This is a genomic window from Epilithonimonas lactis, from assembly GCF_900110605.1.
GTDB lineage: Bacteria > Bacteroidota > Bacteroidia > Flavobacteriales > Weeksellaceae > Epilithonimonas > Epilithonimonas lactis.
On record NZ_FOFI01000001.1, the window covers coordinates 29,197 to 46,567 of the forward strand.

General features: G+C 36.8%; 13 protein-coding genes. 10 read left to right on the top strand and 3 right to left on the bottom strand.

The window, feature by feature from the left end; genetic code table 11:
- Positions 1-165 precede the first annotated feature (165 nt).
- From BMW39_RS00175 to ppk1, 3 genes are all read right to left on the bottom strand, one after another.
- Positions 166-3,219: a choice-of-anchor I family protein gene (locus tag BMW39_RS00175; RefSeq protein WP_034979879.1), complete on the bottom strand. Its 3,054-nt coding sequence runs from the start codon at positions 3,217-3,219 to the stop codon at positions 166-168.
- A 190-nt stretch (positions 3,220-3,409) separates the two neighbouring features.
- Positions 3,410-4,294 carry a Ppx/GppA phosphatase family protein gene (locus tag BMW39_RS00180; RefSeq protein WP_034979882.1) on the bottom strand — a complete coding sequence of 295 codons (885 nt, stop codon included), beginning with the start codon at positions 4,292-4,294 and terminating at the stop codon, positions 3,410-3,412.
- A gap of 40 nt (positions 4,295-4,334) precedes the next feature.
- A complete protein-coding gene (ppk1, locus tag BMW39_RS00185) occupies positions 4,335-6,404 on the bottom strand; it encodes a polyphosphate kinase 1 (protein WP_034979907.1) in 2,070 nt (689 codons plus the stop codon).
- A gap of 234 nt (positions 6,405-6,638) precedes the next feature.
- Between ppk1 and BMW39_RS00190 the strand changes: the two genes are divergently transcribed.
- From BMW39_RS00190 to BMW39_RS00235, 10 genes are all read left to right on the top strand, one after another.
- Positions 6,639-7,865, top strand: coding sequence for a M43 family zinc metalloprotease (locus BMW39_RS00190; RefSeq protein WP_051880105.1), 1,227 nt, complete (start codon positions 6,639-6,641; stop codon positions 7,863-7,865).
- A 147-nt stretch (positions 7,866-8,012) separates the two neighbouring features.
- Positions 8,013-9,902, top strand: a complete 1,890-nt coding sequence (gene dnaK / locus BMW39_RS00195; protein ID WP_034979885.1) for a molecular chaperone DnaK — start codon at positions 8,013-8,015, stop codon at positions 9,900-9,902.
- Positions 9,903-10,132: 230 nt separating this feature from the next.
- A complete protein-coding gene (locus tag BMW39_RS00200) occupies positions 10,133-10,702 on the top strand; it encodes a helix-turn-helix transcriptional regulator (RefSeq protein ID WP_034979888.1) in 570 nt (189 codons plus the stop codon).
- Positions 10,699-11,940 carry a site-specific integrase gene (locus BMW39_RS00205; RefSeq protein WP_074719270.1) on the top strand — a complete coding sequence of 414 codons (1,242 nt, stop codon included), beginning with the start codon at positions 10,699-10,701 and terminating at the stop codon, positions 11,938-11,940. The genes BMW39_RS00200 and BMW39_RS00205 overlap by 4 nt, the downstream gene beginning before the upstream one ends.
- Position 11,941: 1 nt before the next feature.
- Complete coding sequence (locus tag BMW39_RS00210) at positions 11,942-12,733, top strand: DUF2214 family protein (RefSeq protein ID WP_034980156.1); 792 nt, start codon at positions 11,942-11,944, stop codon at positions 12,731-12,733.
- 112 nt (positions 12,734-12,845) lie between these two features.
- On the top strand, positions 12,846-13,223 hold the full coding sequence (locus BMW39_RS00215) for a helix-turn-helix domain-containing protein (protein WP_034980153.1): 378 nt from the start codon (positions 12,846-12,848) through the stop codon (positions 13,221-13,223).
- A complete protein-coding gene (locus tag BMW39_RS00220) occupies positions 13,220-14,449 on the top strand; it encodes a primase-helicase family protein (RefSeq protein ID WP_034980150.1) in 1,230 nt (409 codons plus the stop codon). Before BMW39_RS00215 ends, BMW39_RS00220 begins: the two co-directional genes overlap by 4 nt.
- A 221-nt stretch (positions 14,450-14,670) precedes the next feature.
- On the top strand, positions 14,671-15,549 hold the full coding sequence (locus BMW39_RS00225) for a toprim domain-containing protein (RefSeq protein WP_051879951.1): 879 nt from the start codon (positions 14,671-14,673) through the stop codon (positions 15,547-15,549).
- A gap of 218 nt (positions 15,550-15,767) precedes the next feature.
- Positions 15,768-16,217, top strand: a complete 450-nt coding sequence (locus BMW39_RS00230) for a plasmid mobilization protein (RefSeq protein WP_034976268.1) — start codon at positions 15,768-15,770, stop codon at positions 16,215-16,217.
- Complete coding sequence (locus tag BMW39_RS00235) at positions 16,210-17,358, top strand: relaxase/mobilization nuclease domain-containing protein (RefSeq protein WP_074719271.1); 1,149 nt, start codon at positions 16,210-16,212, stop codon at positions 17,356-17,358. Before BMW39_RS00230 ends, BMW39_RS00235 begins: the two co-directional genes overlap by 8 nt.
- Positions 17,359-17,371: the final 13 nt, after the last annotated feature.

Consider the following 17,371-nt stretch of genomic DNA (forward strand, 5'->3'; position numbering starts at 1 on the left):
TGTTTCTACATAAAAATTTTAAATCGCACGAAATTACTACATAATAATTACTTTCATAATAAATTGACCTTCAAAGTAAAATTAATTTTAATTCAATTCTATTCAAAACAAAAGACCTCAGAAAGTTCCGAGGCCTTAAAAAAGAAAATTTAAAGATAAAAAGGATTATTTCACAATCACTCGCTTCACGTCGCCCTCTGAAGTCTTGATCAGATAAACGCCTGTAGAAAGTTTTGAGGTATCAATTGTTAAAGCATTGGTTTCTTTGCCTAATAATTTTCCGGACATGTCATACAATTTATAACCTTGAGTTCTGTTGAAGTACAAAGTATTGCCTTTGTTCACTGGATTCGGGAAAATGTTGAAGGTCGATTTCTCGGATTTCACATCACCTGTTGCTAAACTTGGCGAAACAAGCACTTCATACATGGACAAAGTTCCGCTGATCTCATTGGCAACAATCACGTAGCCTTTTCCTGTCGTGGAGTTTTCTGGCGCGATGTAAGTAATGCCTTCTGGACCATTGTCGCCACCGTAGGACGTTGTCATTCTGGAATGCTTGTAGTCTGTGAATGTCACATTGCCAGGATCTGTCACATTATAAACCATTACGCCGCCTGTTCTTTCTAAAGTTACGAATGCGAAAGTCTGTCCATTAATTGTTCCAAGTGTTACGCCTTCTGGTTCTGGGCCCTTTGCACGGCTGCGATTTTTAGCACCATTGGCCTCGTTATCTGCATTGAAGATCAAAGGATGATTGGCTGCAATGTGTCTTTCGAACTGGTCGCCGCTGTCGTAAACAATCTCTTTTGAATCGGCATTGAAAATCGAGAATGATCTTGCACCCAAAGCATTGATTTGTTCAAATTCATTATCACCGTCTGTATTTCCGTTCACATTTGTCACCCGGAATCTGCCTAGATTGTGCGTTGCCTTTAGAATAGAAGCATTTGGGAAAATAGATGGGTCTAATGTATAGCCGTTTGCACCAACCGTCGTTCTCTCACTGAAACCGCCAAGGTCCTTCTCATCACCTTCGTTGGCTGTCACGATGTAATTGGTATTTCCAACTTTTAGGTAAGCCATTGCATCAGGATTGTAGTAAGCTTTCACAGGCCAGTTGGCAATCAGGATCTCACCATTGTTATCTGAAGCATCGAAGCCGTTTCCTGGGAGACTCATATCTTTTTGTCCCAATCCCCAGATGTTACCCAAGGTTTTTGTTGCTAAATTGACCTCGATCACGGCATTGTTTTCTTGACAAGAAACCCAGGCTTTTTGGCTATCTGCGCTGATAGCGATATATTCTGGCTCCAAGTCTTGCGCTAGAGTGCTCGTAGATTTTACTTTTCTACCGCCAGTCGCTGCCAACGCTGCTTCCTGACCGTTGAAAATCTGCAAAGAAAGTGTCGTCACATTCGACTGCAAAAGATTTGGAATTCCTCCCGTGATATCGATAATGCTGATAGAACCTTCCGGATCCACGGTGTACGCATCATTTGGTTCGCCTTCGTTGGCGGTCATCACTTTCGTTCCGTCTGGCGTGAAGGTCACCATATCTGGCAGAACGCCAACATTGACTTGCTTAATGAAATTACCATCGATATCAAAGAAAACGACAGAGCCATTCTCCTGTGCATTGGTTGCATTAGGTGAAGCTACGGCAATGATCCCATTTTTCACAGCCACACTTGTGATGCCGCCATAAGGAAGCATATTCACAGTTCTGATGACGCTTGGACTGGTTGGATTACTGAAATCAATAATATCAAAAACATCCGTCAAAGAACTGATTGTAAAAAGTCTTTGAGTTGTTGGATCGTGCACCACAATTTCCGTAGAACTATTATTGTTGCCAGAAGGATCAAAGAATCCTAAATAATTTAGTTCAATTTGTTTGGATGCAACTGGCGCTTGTTTGTCATTATCAACGATATAAATTGTAGATGAAGCGTCACCAGAAAGAGTTGCGCCAACTGGATTTTCTAAACTTAAAACAAAATATTCAGCCTGTTGTTCCTCCAAAGCGTCATCAATAATTGGAATGTTTATCGTAACACTTGTCGTAGAAGGTGTTATGCTGATGGTTTGATTTGCTAATATGAAGTCACTGCTGTCTGCTGTACTGAATGGCGCAGGTTTCACCCCCAAATTTACAGTCGCTGCTGAAGGATTGGTGACATTAATTTTGAATGCTAACGTTCCCGCATTCTCATTGACCTTAATGAAATTCTTATCCAAAGAAATGTTTGTTCCGGCGGTGGTGAAAATAGATGAGGTGCTTGTTGTGATTGCATTGTCACTTGTGTCCTCAACTACATTTGGCTTTAAAGCTAAATAATAAATTTGATTTGGCATCAAACCACCAGTCGGAATAACTGTAATTTTGTTATCGGCAAATGTTGTGGTGAAAGGCACTGTATTTCCCGTAGCGTTATTTGATCTCAACTCAACCAAATTCTGAGCATTGGTATCAGTGATTGCAGAATTGTCAATTAGTCTAACATTTTCATTAAAGGTAATGCTTGGATTTACAGTTGTGGAAGCATTGTTGACATTATTAGCCGGAGCGTAAGTCGCACTAGGTGGGGTTGTATCGACACCTCCAATCGGATCCGCATCAACAGTGAAATTATCAAATCTATTGTTTCCAACATTTCCGCCTGCGCCTGTGGTGAATTCAACCTTCAGTTTAAAATTCGGATTGTTGGCAACACCTGAGATCGTGGAAAGATCAAAAGTGATCAGTTGCGGATTGGCGTCTTGGGAAATGACGGTCTGGTACTGCGTGAAAGTGGTCCCATCCAAAGAATAGGACCAAGTTTGTGTTCCTGCCCCAGATCCTGATCGTCTTGTCGTGAATTTTACAACCACATTATTGTAACCCGTGGTTGGCAAATTGAATTGCACATTCCCATTGATCGGGTAATTATATCTTAAATGCGTTCCGGAAGGATCTCCGTTTCTAGCATTCAAATTTTCTACGTTGAAGTTCTGTCCGGTTCCTCCCGCAAAATCGATGAAAGTATCTGTGTTCCCTGTTCCTGTAGATATGGCAGAGATAGAACCATTTAATAATGAGACAGTAGGAGAAGTGATGCTCGCAACGGAAGCATTGTTGTTGAAGTTCCAATAGTGAACCAAAGTTTGTCCCGAAGCAAGGCCGTGAAACAGCGCAGCAATCGGCAAAAGACCTCTGAAAAGGTATTTGTTTTTCATGTTTACTTTTATTTTAGATTGGCGTAAAGATGAAATAAAATCCTGTCCAGATACTTTAAATGAATCTTAATTAATGTTTAAGAAAACTTGTGTTGATGGTTGTTTTACCGTTGTTTTTAAGTGAAAGTTAATCAACAGTTATCATTAAGATAATTGATGTCGAGCCAAAAGTTCCGCATCTTGCAAGTCCTTATTTTTGTTCTGTAACTTTGGTGTAAATGCTGTGCACCAATCCATCCGCCACAGAGATCTTCGGAACATAGATATGTTTGATGTCTGCCCAGGTCATCACATTGTTGAAGATGGTCAAGGCTGGAACGATGACGTCTGCGCGGTCTTCCCGGATCTGATATTGCTGCATTCTTTCTTCGACGGAAAGTTTTTCCATCTCTTTCAGATATTTCTTGATCATGGCAACTGGCATTGGTTTTCCGTCTTTCGTTTTGCTCATCGAGAAGATTTTGTTGATGTTCCCGCCAGATCCAATCGCGACCACTGTTTTTTTGCTTTTGATCTTGTCTTTGATCTCATCTTTCATCTCGTCCCAAATTGTTGGCGTTACCAATCCATTCAGTAAACGAATCGTTCCAATATTGAAAGAATGCTCGTATTGCATCTCGTTGTTTTCGTAGAAAGTCAGTTCTGTAGATCCGCCGCCAACGTCCACATAGAGATAGGCAAAATCTTTGTCCAGACCTTCTGCAACGTGATTTTCATAGATGAGCGTTGCTTCTTCGTCGCCCGTGATGATCTCGATGTTAATGTCAGATTGTTCTTTTACAATGTCGATGATTTCCTGTCCGTTTTTCGCATCTCGCATCGCACTTGTAGCGCAGGCTCTGTAATGCTCGACTTTGTAGATCTCCATCAATTCGCGGAAAATGGTCATTGTTTTGATCACCATTTGTTTTCTTTCTGCGCCAATTTCGCCTTTGCTGAACACATCAAAACCCAGTCTAAGCGGGATTCTCAGAAGATTCAGTTTTGTGAATTCTGCTTTGCCGTTGGTTTCCTTTACTTCGTTGATGAGCAGTCGGGCGGCATTACTTCCTATATCTATAGCGGCGATTATCATTTCTTGAGCTTAATTAAAAGATTAAATTTAAACTAAATTTTTAGTATTTCTGATTTTTGAGATAATTATAAGTCTCGATCTGTGATCTTTTCTCGACTGGATTGTTCGTTTCCACATATTCATTTCTCATATTTTTGTCGAGAAGTCTGGCTTTCACATTATCTTCCAGCTGAAGGTCCAAAAGTGTCTTCAATTCTTTCTTCAGATTTTTTTGCAAGATAGGCGTAGCAGCTTCTATCCTGTAATCCAAGTTTCTCGTCATCCAGTCGGCGGAGGAGATGTACATATTCTCTGCACCTTTGTTGTAGAAGTACATCACTCTGGCGTGCTCCAGATATTCATCCACAATGCTGATCGCGTAGATTTTTTTCTTAAAATCTTTCTGATTCACAGCGCAATAGATTCCTCGGACTATCATTTTTGTTGTTACACCTGCTTCTGCAGCTTCATATAATTTTTTGATAAGCGTCCTGTCACTCAGGGAATTCACTTTGATGATCATTTCGGCCTTCCTTCCAGCTTTGGCTTCCTCTATTTCTTTGTCGATGTGAGCTATGATCTTTTCTCGCATAAACTCCGGACAAACCATCAGGCTTTTGCAACTTTTCAATGTGATGGTTGGATCCACTTTTGGTTTGTTGAGGGCAGAGAAGATTTTATTGATGTCTGCCATTATTGCTCTGTTGGATGTCATCACCAGATGGTCGCCATAGATCTTGGCCGTTTTCTCATTGAAGTTTCCTGTGCTGACAAATCCGTATTGAATGGTTTTATTATGAACTCTCTTTTTGATGACACAAAGTTTGGCGTGCACCTTTCTGTTGGGAATCCCGAGAAGCACTTTTACACCTTCCATTTCCAGTTTGTCTTTCCACATCAGATTGGATTCTTCATCAAATCTAGCTCTCAATTCCAGCATCACTGTGACTTCTTTTCCGTTTCTGACAGCATTAATTAAAGCATTTACAATTTTGGAACTTGATGCCAAGCGGTAAGCCGTGATCTGAATGGATTTTACATCCGGATCCATCGCAGCTTCTCTTAATAGATCGATCACGGAATCATAAGAATGGTATGGAAAGGTCAGCAACACATCTTTTTTGATGATCACATCTGTCACCCTTTGTTTGTTGGCAAATTCCGGATGGATGAAAGAAGTTCTCTCAACAGGCTTGTGATAAGCTTTGAAGACATCAGGGAAATCCATGAAATGTCGGAAGTTGTGGATTTTCTGTCCGGGAATGATGCTGTCTTTCTTGGTAAGATTCAGTTTTTTGATAAGAAATTCCAACAAAGCTTTATCGATTTCCTTGTCGAAGACAAAACGCGTCGGTTTCCCTTTTCGTCTGCTTTTGATTCCTTTTTCGATTTTGTCCGCTAGTGTTGTCTTAATGTCATTGTCCAGGTCGAATTCTGCATCTTTTGTCACTTTGAAGCAATGCGCCGTAAAATCATCATATCCAAAGTAGGAGAAGATGTGCGGTAGATTATAGATGATGACATCTTCCAAGAGCATCACATCTTTTTGTTCCGGATTCTCGGTCGGAAGCAGGACAAATCTTCCGTTGGCTGTCACTGGCAATTCGATAATGGCATATTGACTCTCGTACTGCCATTCTTTCCTGCGCATCGCAATGCCGATGAAAAGACTCTTCTCACGAAGATAAGGCATTGGTTTGTTGTCGTGAAGCAGAACGGGAATGACATTACTTTCCACTTCCTCGTCAAAATATTTGACCACGAATTCTTTCTGAGCAGCGGTCAGATGCTTGTGGTCCTTGATGAAAACCTTTTCCTTCGCCATCTCGCGCTGAACATCCTTCCAGGTTTTGTCGAAATCCTCCTGTTGGTGGATGACGAGCTTGTTTATCTTTTGCAGAATTTTAGATGGCGCATCATAAAAAGATTCGCTGATGACCTTTTGTTTGAAGTCCATCGCACGCTTTAGTCCAGCAACTCTCACTCGGAAAAACTCGTCCAGATTGTTGGAAAATATTCCTAAAAATCGGATTCTCAAATGGATAGGAACACTTTTGTCCATAGCTTCCTGAAGAACTCTGGCGTTGAAGCCGAGCCAGGTGACGTCGCGTGGATTAAATTCTTGTGGCATTATTGGGTTTTTGATTATCTCAAAAGTAGTAAAATTCATTGTATTAATTTGGGTTTGAAAACTACAATCTTCTTTCGTGTCGGTATGTTTCGGAACTGTAAACTAATTTTTAAATCAATCGGGAAGAAGGTTTTATTGAAGATTAGATAATTTATTTTCAAAAAATTAATAATATTTATAAAATATATTAAAAAATAATATAGATTTGCAGCCCTTTTAATTGATTATAAAAAAATGAAGAAATTTTTACTATTACTGTCAAGCGCTTTTTTCTTGAGCGCTTATGGACAAAGAACTTGTGGAACGGAGAAAAAGATGGCGGCTTTTTTTGCTGCAAATCCACAGGCACAAGCGAACAGAGAAGCTTTGAAAGATTACCTGATTCACAATGATTTTACACAATCAAAAAAAGCAGGTGTTGTCACAATTCCTATTGTTGTTCACGTTTTGTATTCTACAACAGCGATGAACATTTCGGATGCTCAGATCGCTTCCCAGATCAAAGTCTTGAATGACGATTTCAGAAAACTCAATGCGGATTTCAGTACAGTGGTTCCGTCTGTTTTCCAGGGTGTTGCCGCGGATATGGAATTGGCTTTCTGTTTGGCTACCAAAAAACCAGATGGTTCCACAACAACCGGAGTTGAAAGAAAATCGGTAAGCAGCAATTTTAATTTCGATGATAATTATTATAAATCTTCAGGATTGCCATCTTGGGACACGACAAAATATCTGAACATCTGGGTCGGCAACATCAGCGCAGACTATCTAGGATGGGCTTATCTTCCGGATAATGCTGGAGGTACAGATGATGGACTTGCGATTGGTTACAAATATTTTGGAACGACCGGAACGGTAGTGTCTCCATATAATAAAGGTAGAACGGCAACACACGAGATCGGGCATTATTTTGGACTCAATCACATCTGGGGAGACGAGGAGAACTCTTGTGGTACTGCTGCAGGTAATGATGGATGTGCGGATACGCCGGCAACTAAAGAACCTTATTACGGAGCACCAACATTCCCAACAAATCTATACGCTTGTACCACAACTACCAATGGCTCAATGTTTATGAATTATATGGATTATGTAAACGATAATAAAATGGCGATGTTTACAAACAACCAAAAAACCATCACCCAAAATACAATGGCTGGTCCAAGAGCTAGCTTATTGAATTCTAATGCGTGTTCTTTTCTAGCAGTTGATGATGTGGAAAAATCTAATTCTATTAATTTATTCCCAAATCCTGCGGTTAATTATATTTCTATCGCTTCACCATTGGTTAAGATTAATGAAGTTGAGATCTTTGCGGCTGATGGAAAATTGGTCAAAAAAGCAAACGTGAAAAACGAAACTGACAAAATTGATGTAAAACAACTTCCTTTGGGAACTTACTATGTGAGAACTTACAATGAAAGTGGTTTTGTGAAATCATTGAAGTTTATCAAGAAATAATTCAATTACAATTATAAATCTAAAACTCTGTCGATAGGCGGAGTTTTTTTTGGTTAATGACAATTTGTCACTTTTTTTGACGTGGTACAAATATTGAGAATTGGTCATTGTAAATATTAATAATAACAAAAAATAACATATAAAAAAATGAGTAAAATAATCGGAATTGACTTAGGTACAACCAACTCTTGCGTTGCAGTAATGGAAGGTAAAGATGCTGTAGTTATCCCTAATGCAGAAGGAAAAAGAACGACGCCTTCTATCGTAGCGTTCATAGAAGATGGCGAAAGAAAAGTAGGAGATCCTGCAAAAAGACAAGCAGTTACAAACCCTACAAAAACTGTATATTCTATCAAAAGATTCATCGGAACACATTTCAAAGATGACGCTTCTGAAGTTTCAAGAGTGCCTTACGCAGTGGTAAGCGGACCAAACGATACTGTAAAAGTAAAAATCGACGACAGAGAATATACGCCACAAGAAATCTCTGCAATGATCCTTCAGAAAATGAAGAAAACGGCTGAAGATTATCTTGGACAAGAAGTAACAAGAGCGGTGATCACTGTTCCGGCTTACTTCAACGATGCTCAAAGACAAGCTACTAAAGAAGCAGGAGAGATCGCTGGTCTTAAAGTAGAAAGAATCATCAACGAGCCTACAGCAGCAGCTTTGGCTTATGGAATGGACAAATCTCACAAAGACCAGAAAATCGCAGTTTACGATTTAGGTGGTGGTACTTTTGACGTTTCAATCCTAGATCTAGGAGACGGCGTTTTCGAAGTATTGTCTACAAATGGTGACACACACTTAGGTGGTGATGACTTTGATGATGTGATCATCAACTGGATGGCAGACGAATTCAAATCTGACGAAGGTGTAGATCTTAAAGGTGATGCGATTGCATTACAAAGATTGAAAGAAGCTGCTGAAAAAGCAAAAATCGAATTGTCTTCTTCTCCTCAGACTGAAATCAACCTCCCATATATCACAGCTACAGCTACAGGTCCTAAACACTTGGTGAAGACTTTGACTAAAGCTAAATTCGAGCAATTATCTGCTGACTTGGTAAGACGTTCTATGGAGCCTTGTAAAAAAGCGCTTTCTGATGCAGGTCTTTCTATCTCAGATATCGACGAAGTGATCTTGGTTGGTGGTTCTACAAGAATCCCAATTATCCAGGAAGAAGTTGAGAAATTCTTCGGTAAAAAACCTTCAAAAGGTGTAAATCCCGATGAGGTTGTAGCAATTGGTGCAGCGATTCAAGGTGGCGTTTTGACTGGAGATGTGACAGACGTTCTTTTGTTAGACGTTACGCCACTTTCTTTAGGTATCGAAACTATGGGATCTGTTTTCACTAAATTGATTGAAGCGAACACAACCATCCCAACTAAAAAATCTGAAGTATTCTCTACAGCTTCTGACAACCAGCCAGCTGTAAGCATCAGAGTAGGACAAGGTGAAAGACCAATGTTCAACGATAACAAAGAGATCGGTAGATTTGATTTGACAGATATTCCACCAGCACAAAGAGGTGTTCCTCAGATCGAAGTGACTTTCGATATCGATGCAAACGGAATCTTGAGCGTTTCTGCTAAAGATAAAGGAACTGGAAAAGAGCAATCTATCAAGATCCAGGCATCTTCTGGACTTTCTGACGAGGAAATCGAAAGAATGAAAAAAGAAGCTCAGGAAAACTCTGCAGCAGATGCGAAGAGAAAAGAAGAAGTTGAGGTTTTCAACAAAGCTGACGGATTGATCTTCCAAACTGAAAAGCAATTGAAAGAATTCGGTGATAAATTGTCTGCTGACAAAAAAGCAGCCATCGAAACTGCTCACGCAGAATTGAAAACCGCTTTCGAAGCTAAAAACGGTGACGATGTAAAAGCTAAAACCGAAGCTTTAGACGCAGCTTGGATGGCAGCATCAGAAGAAATGTATGCACAAGGTCAAGGTGCTGATTCAGGCGCTCAACAAGGTCAAGGAAATGCAAGCGGAGCAGAAGATGTTCAGGATGCAGATTTCGAAGAAGTCAAATAAATAGCAATTATCATCGATTAATATCGATTGAAATAAAATAGCAAATCGCTGTAAACGTAATGTTTACAGCGATTTTTTTTGTTTTTGTATTTTTTTTTAATAGTTGATTTTAATCGATTTTTGTTGTAAGTTTGTATCTCATTTGTACCGCATCTTAATTACGGACAATGTGGTTCTTATTGTGTCTTAAATGTGCTAATGCATATTTTTAAATTTAAAAAAGTTGAATTATGGGCTTTAGCAATCTTAAAATACCTAAACTTTGTGAATTTTGTCAGAAGCCATTCGAAGCAAAAACAGTTGCCACCAGATTCTGTAGTAAGTATTGCTCGGAAAAATTGGGAAAAAGGCAAAAACAACTGGCAAAAGAAATCGAAGCAAAAAAAACACTGTTAGAAAACTCAGTTTCTAAAATTGCTGAATTGCAAACACGACCTTATATATCTGTGAGTGAAGCGGAAATGCTTTTTGGGATTTCAAAAAACACGATTCATAGATTAATTAAAAGTAAAAAAATACCTGCCATCAATTTGGGCGAGCGACTCACTCGTGTAAGCAAAATTGATATAGAACAAATGTTTACAGCAGTTGAAATAACAGCTAAGTCAGAGGAAATTCCTGAGAAACCCAATTTTGAAGTTGGTAATTGTTATACAATTTCTGAAATTAGTTCAAAATTCTACGCTGATCCAGGAACTGTAACAAACCTAATTAAAAGAAACAAAATTCCGACAAAGAAAGTTGGAAGTTTCGTGTATGTTCCTAAAAATTTAATTGATAAAATTTTTGACGGAAAATGAAAGAGTTATTAAAAACCAAAGTTACCGTACGATTGCGAAAATCCGAATTCCGAAAAGAATGGTTTATCTATTTGGAAAGTTATCCTGTGATGATTCCCGGTAAAGATAAAGTTCAAAGAATCCGGGAATATTTGAACCGAAGTGTCACAACCGTAGATTTTGATAAGAAAAGACCTGCAAGAACAACCCAAGAATCCGTTTCATTTAAACCTAAAAGAGATGACAATGGTATTATCGTTTGCAAAAGCGAAAACGACCGCGAGACAATGTTCTATGCGGATTCTATGCGTAAATTACGTCAGAGAGAATATGATAATATAGAACTTTACAGCGAACTCGACAAAATTCAAGTAGAACAAAAGGAAAAATCGAAGGAGAATTTTGTGAGATATTTTGATTTGCTGGTTAATAAAAGACATAAAAACAATTCCGAATCTATTCAAATAAATTGGTATCGTTCGATAGAATTTTTAAAAGATTTTGGAGGCGAAAAAATTATGTTTTCGCAGATCAATACAAAATTCTGTGAACACTTTAAATCATATTTGTTGACTGCAAAAAGTGGTAGCAATAAGGAAGATATTATTTCTCAAAATACAGCTTCAACTTATTTTTCTGTTTTCAAAGCTGCATTAAAGCAAGCTTTTATTGATGGATATTTTACGACTGACATTTCTGCTAAAATTAAAGCCATTCCGCACGAGGAATCAAGACGAGAATATTTAACACTTGATGAACTTAATACTTTAGTTGAAACGCCTTGCGAACTTGAAGTTCTTAAACGAGCAGCACTTTTTTCAGCATTAACAGGTCTGCGACATTCCGATATTCAGAAACTAACGTGGAACGAAGTAAGTGTTGAAAACGATCAGGCAAAAATAAATTTTACTCAAAAAAAGACAAAAGGTGTAGAATATATGCCGATGTCTAAACAAGCATTACAACTTTGTGGTGAAGTAGGTCTTCCAACTGATTTGATTTTTAAAAATTTGACTAATCCGGCTTGGATTTCCCGACCACTTAAGAAGTGGATTGAAAGAGCTGGAATTACCAAAAAAATAACTTTCCATAATTTTAGACACACTTTTGCAACGCTTCAACTTTCGAGTGGAACTGATATTTACACAGTGAGTAAAATGCTTGGTCATACGAACGTAAAAACTACGCAGGTTTACGCAAAGGTTGTTGATGAAAAGAAAAATAAAGCTTCGACCGCTATTCATTTAAAAAACTTATAAAATGCACTTGAAATATTTCGAATATATTGTCATCTACCTTTCCGTTTTATTAGTATGTGTAATAGGGGGAGCGATAGCAAGAATTTCTTTTCTTGGAAAAGGTGGTGACGAATATACCGCAAATATTGTATTTTGGTCAATCACAGCATTAAGTATATTATTTTATGCACTTATTATTTTATTTCTCGATGGTATAATAGTCTTATACAGAAAGATTTTCCCTAAAAAAGGCAGTTCCGAAAATTCTACTGAAGATTTGATCCCATCTGAAAATCTTGAGAATGTAGGGGAAAAGCAAAAGCATATAATTGATGAAAATACACCAATCTATTTAGTTGAAAATTCGGAGGAAAACAGTGTGAATCAAACTACTGAATCCGTAAATCTAGAATCTATAAGAAATGCTCAACTCCAGCAAAAGCAACACAATGAAAGTGTAAAACTACAAATCGCTCTGGATTATACTCGGAATCAACTTGCATTATATGTAACAGATGAAGATCTTGATACACTTTGTAATGCTGTAAGTTTATACTCAAAAAAAGAAGGCATTCCTAAAGGTATTTCTGTCCAAACCAAAGGACTAACTAATCTAGATCTTTATCATTTCGGTTGGAATATTTGGAATTATTTTAGACCAATAAAACAGGAAGAAATTTCAAAATTATTAAAAACTATATTTGTTTCGCTTGATGATATAGATTTAGATAGTATCAAGTCACATTTGAAAGATGAACCTCAAAAAGGTAATATTAAAATTCAAGAAGACTTGACAGGCTACCAAAGAACATAAAAAATCACAAAGTGAAGTGTATGTTTAGTGATTCCTCTGTGATTGCGTGTTTATAACGATCACAGAGGAATCACTTTTTTTCTTTGCACCATAACAATCAAAAACAATAGTTATGGATAGCAATGACATTTCATTTGAAAATCTGCCACGAGCAGTAGCGCATCTGGTTAGCGAAATAGCTGAAATTAAATTTCTGGTAGAAAGGAAAGAACCTCCGATAATTCCCGTAAAAAGAATTCCGATTGATATTGCAGAAGCTTGCCAAATTATAGGTAAGGCAAAACCTACTGTTTATACTCTAGTGAGGAAAAGATTGATTCCTTGTTACAAAAATGGCAAGAAACTTTACTTCTTTGAAGACGAATTATTGGATTGGATTTCGAAAGGAAAGAAAAAAACCTTAGAAGAAATCCAATCTGAAGCGGAAGTCAATTTCAGAAAACATTCAAGAAAGGCAAATGTAGATTCTAACCAAAATCTACAAAGATGAGCCAAAAAATTCCCTACATCAGAGTTGGAACCACCTATTATAAAGTGATAGAAAAGCCATTGATTTCTGGCGATAAAACTTCAGTTTTGGTTCGCTGGAATCGAGAAACAATTGTGAGCGATCACGGAAAAAGTTATGTTTCAACTGTGCCAAAATTTGATGGTTTCTGTTGCATTCCGGAGCATTTAAATTATCAACAAATCGTTCAAGGTTTCTATAATATTTACAATGAAATCCCATTTGCTCCTTCATCCGAAAAGGAAAATTTAAAAAATAATATTCCATTTTCTTTGAATTTTGTAGCGCACATTTTCGGTGAACAACTGGAAATGGGTTTGGATTATTTGAAAATTCTCTTACAATTTCCTACGCAAATTCTACCTATTTTATGTTTGGTGTCCAAAGAACGAGCTACCGGAAAATCAACATTTATCAAATGGCTGAGAGAGATTTTCGGGTTGAATATGACTTACATCAAAGGAGATTCATTCGGAAGTCAATTCAACAGCGATTGGGCAGCAATGTTGTTGGTGGCAATCGATGAAGTTTTTTTCGACAAAAAAGAAATCACGGAAAGATTGAAATATCTATCGACAACTAATAAAGATAAACTAGAAGCTAAAGGAAAAGACAGAGAAGAAATCGATTTTTTCGCCAAGTTTATTCTTTGTTCCAATAATGAGGAGAATTTTATTCAAATTGATGAAAACGAAATTCGATTTTGGATTCTGAAAATCAATCCGATCAAAACCGAAAACACTGAATTTTTGAATAACCTCATTTCCGAAATCCCCTACTTTCTTCGGTTTTTAATCGAAAGACCATTTTCAACGGAGAAGAAAACAAGAATGTGGTTTTCAGCCGATGAGATCAGAACGAAAGCACTTCAAAAATTAGTTTTCAAAAACAACAATAAACTCGAATCTAAAATAATAGAATTGCTTTATGAGTTTTTTGAAACCAATGACGATGAAGAAATTAATGTCGTTCCGCAAGACTTGCTGAATATGATCATCAGAATGTTTAGACTTACTTATTGGACGAGAAATGATATTCGAACTCTATTAAAGGAAACTTGGAAATTAAATCCACAAAATAATGGTTTGACTTACATCAGATACGACCTTGATTTTGCAGGAATATTTTACCAAAACAATTCAGTTGGTCGCTATTTCACCATAAAAAAGGATTTTATTCTTAATAAACGTGTTGAAATGTTGAATTGATTGATAATGAATAGAAAATCAAACACTTTAAACTCAACAAAATCCTCAACAAACTTTTAAACTTCACTTTTTGTTGAATGTTTGTTGAGCGGAAAAACTCTAGTTTGTTGAATTGTTGAGCATTTGTTGAGTAGCTAAATATTATTAAATCAATAAGTTACAAGGTTTTCTCAACAATTCAACAAAAAATTTCTCACTCAAAACACGGAAAATTTACAGCTATGAATTGCAAACAATTTAATACAATCCCGCTGGAAGAAGTCCTCCTTTCTCTCGGACACCTTCCAACGAAACAATCGGAAAAAGAAGCTTGGTATCTCAACCCCTTTGCCAACGAATCCCAAGCCTCTTTTAAAATCAATAAAAGCCTAAACTATTGGTACTTATTTTCAGAAGGAATCGGTGGAACGAATACCGACTTTATGAAGAAATATCTTAACGCTTCAGTCAATGAAGTTTTAGTATGGGCAGAAGGTCAGAATTTCTCTTCTTTTCTAAATCAAAATATTCCTGAACAGAAGTTCGAAAACCCGAGTAAAAATTATGACATAATTGACGTAAATGAAATCCAGCATCCTGCACTTTTGGAATATTTAAGAGAAAGAAAAGTTGGAAATCAAACTCAGTTCTTACACGAAATTCATTACCGAATGAAAGATAAAAACTATTTCGGAATTGGTTTTAAGAACGATTCTGGCGGTTATGAAATCCGCAATAAATACTCCAAAATTTGTTTGGGTAAAAAAGATGTTTCCACTATAAAAAGCGGATCAGAATCGCTTCGGATTTTCGAGGGCTTTTTCGATTTTCTTTCCTTTAAAAATGTAGAAATCTTTTTAGAAAAAAGACCTTCCGATTACATCATTTTGAATTCAGTTTCGATGATTTCTAATATTAAGAATTCACTCAAAGATTACGAGAATATTGAACTTTATTTTGACAATGATGAAGCTGGAAATCGTGCAGTTGAAATGATTAAAAGTGAAAATAAAAACGCAGAAGATTGTCGGGTTTTGTATTCAGATTTTAAAGACCTGAATGATTGGTTGATTCATAAAAATCCATCAAATGAAAGACAGGTAAAGCTTAGAAAAAGGTGAGTGAAATAACACAAGGTTGTCTTTTAAATACCTGAGTAAAATAGATAAAGGTATTAAGAGAATAACCTTGGTAAAATAAGCAAAGGTACAAGACGGTGGGTAGTTAGTGCAAAAAGTACCCAAAGTTTACAATAAGCGTATCCGCTGATTGCAAAATTGGGATTTTTGATTTCTTCCTATCGTCAGAAATGTATTGAAATACACTTAAATAAAACACAATGGGAAAAGACTTTTTACAGGAATTCGTAGAGCAAGCTGCCAAAGAAAATGCGGAAAATATTGCTCAGGAAAAGAGAAAAAAACACTTTCAGGAATTAGGTCGGAAAGGAGGTGTGAAGACCAAACAAAATGAAAAATTGGATAAGGTTATTTCGATCAGAATGACCAATTCCGAATATGAAATTCTGGTTCAAAAACAAGAAAAATATCCGCTAAAACTATCCACTTATATACGGAATGTTTTGTTCGAAAAAGAACTCAAGATTAATGAATTTCAAACCGATGAAGTCTTACTTCAATATGGATCTCATTTCAAAAAAATAAGCAATCTTTTACGAAATCGAGAATGGAATGTTTTTGAAAATAAGAAAGAAATTTTATTGAGAATTGAAAATCTGATCGAATTGATTCATCAATATTTATATTCAAAAATTCAAAAAAATGAATAATTCTGCGACCACAAGAACCATTACAAAAATCGCTTTGGAATATAATGGAAATGACAAAGGAACAGCGGAAATGATTTCGTTAAATTGTCTTTTAAGTTCAAATCCGGACGGTCAGTATTTAGAAATGAAAACTGTAGCTGAACGAAATTCCAAAGTGAAGAAATGGGCATTGACAGGTTATATTTCTCAACCGGACGAAATTGGTAGAAAATTGAAGGATGAAGAATTTGCAGAAATCGCGACCAGAGCTTTAGGAAAAATTGGAGTGACAAACAAAAATCAGTACCGATTGGATATTCACAACATTACGAAACATAAGCATATTCATTTTATCGTAAACAGAATTGATATTTCGGGGAAGTGCACTGTGAAAGCACACGATATCGGAAAGAGATTTGGTGAAGCTGTCAGAGAAGTTTGCAAAGAGAAAGGATTATTGACCGATGTTGAAATTGGAATTCAGAAAAAAGAAGAAATGCTGAAAACCTTAACCGAAGTTATTAGGTCTGAAAATAATTTTGATGATTTGATTGCAGCAATGAAGAAAAGAGGTTTTGAGATTCAATTGTCTTCAAATGTAAAAGACGGGATTTCGGGAATGCGGATTGTTATGGAAAAAGACAAAAATTTTCAAACCGAAAGGATCTATAAAGCTGGTTACAAATTGTCTGAAATCTCAAATCAACTGAAAATTTCTGAAATAAAATCTCTTTTTGAAATAAAACAAGCAATTAGAGAAGCACAAAAACACGCTGACAATTTAAAGGAATTTCGGGAAAATCTACAACAAAAAGGAATTTCTGTAAAGATTCAATATAAAGGAGAATTTAAAGTCGGTCAAAAAAATGAAATTCAAGATTTCTGGTTAAATAAAAATGGTGATAGCCAAGAGAAAAACGGATTCTTTTTTCGGAAAAATGTTGGGTTCTCCCTGTCGGCAATAGATCCGGGTCTTGGTGATGCAGTAAAATCATTGAATCAAAATAGTGTTGTAAATGATGCAAGTAATCATCTGAGATCAGAAACAAATGAAAGCCTAATAGAAATTGCAGGTGGATTACTAAGTGACTTTCTTAATCCGACCTATGTTTCTCAGGACGAAGATGAACTCTGGAAAAAGAAGCGAAAATTTAGAAGATAATTAAAAAAAAAAA

Coding starts and splice junctions, on each gene's coding strand:
- BMW39_RS00215 (WP_034980153.1), top strand. CDS start 12,846: ATGGATAGCAATGACATTTCATTTGAAAATCTGCCACGAGCAGTAGCG.
- BMW39_RS00190 (WP_051880105.1), top strand. CDS start 6,639: ATGAAGAAATTTTTACTATTACTGTCAAGCGCTTTTTTCTTGAGCGCT.
- BMW39_RS00225 (WP_051879951.1), top strand. CDS start 14,671: ATGAATTGCAAACAATTTAATACAATCCCGCTGGAAGAAGTCCTCCTT.
- ppk1 (WP_034979907.1), bottom strand. CDS start 6,404: ATGCCACAAGAATTTAATCCACGCGACGTCACCTGGCTCGGCTTCAAC.
- BMW39_RS00220 (WP_034980150.1), top strand. CDS start 13,220: ATGAGCCAAAAAATTCCCTACATCAGAGTTGGAACCACCTATTATAAA.
- BMW39_RS00205 (WP_074719270.1), top strand. CDS start 10,699: ATGAAAGAGTTATTAAAAACCAAAGTTACCGTACGATTGCGAAAATCC.
- BMW39_RS00200 (WP_034979888.1), top strand. CDS start 10,133: ATGGGCTTTAGCAATCTTAAAATACCTAAACTTTGTGAATTTTGTCAG.
- BMW39_RS00175 (WP_034979879.1), bottom strand. CDS start 3,219: ATGAAAAACAAATACCTTTTCAGAGGTCTTTTGCCGATTGCTGCGCTG.
- dnaK (WP_034979885.1), top strand. CDS start 8,013: ATGAGTAAAATAATCGGAATTGACTTAGGTACAACCAACTCTTGCGTT.
- BMW39_RS00180 (WP_034979882.1), bottom strand. CDS start 4,294: ATGATAATCGCCGCTATAGATATAGGAAGTAATGCCGCCCGACTGCTC.
- BMW39_RS00210 (WP_034980156.1), top strand. CDS start 11,942: ATGCACTTGAAATATTTCGAATATATTGTCATCTACCTTTCCGTTTTA.
- BMW39_RS00235 (WP_074719271.1), top strand. CDS start 16,210: ATGAATAATTCTGCGACCACAAGAACCATTACAAAAATCGCTTTGGAA.
- BMW39_RS00230 (WP_034976268.1), top strand. CDS start 15,768: ATGGGAAAAGACTTTTTACAGGAATTCGTAGAGCAAGCTGCCAAAGAA.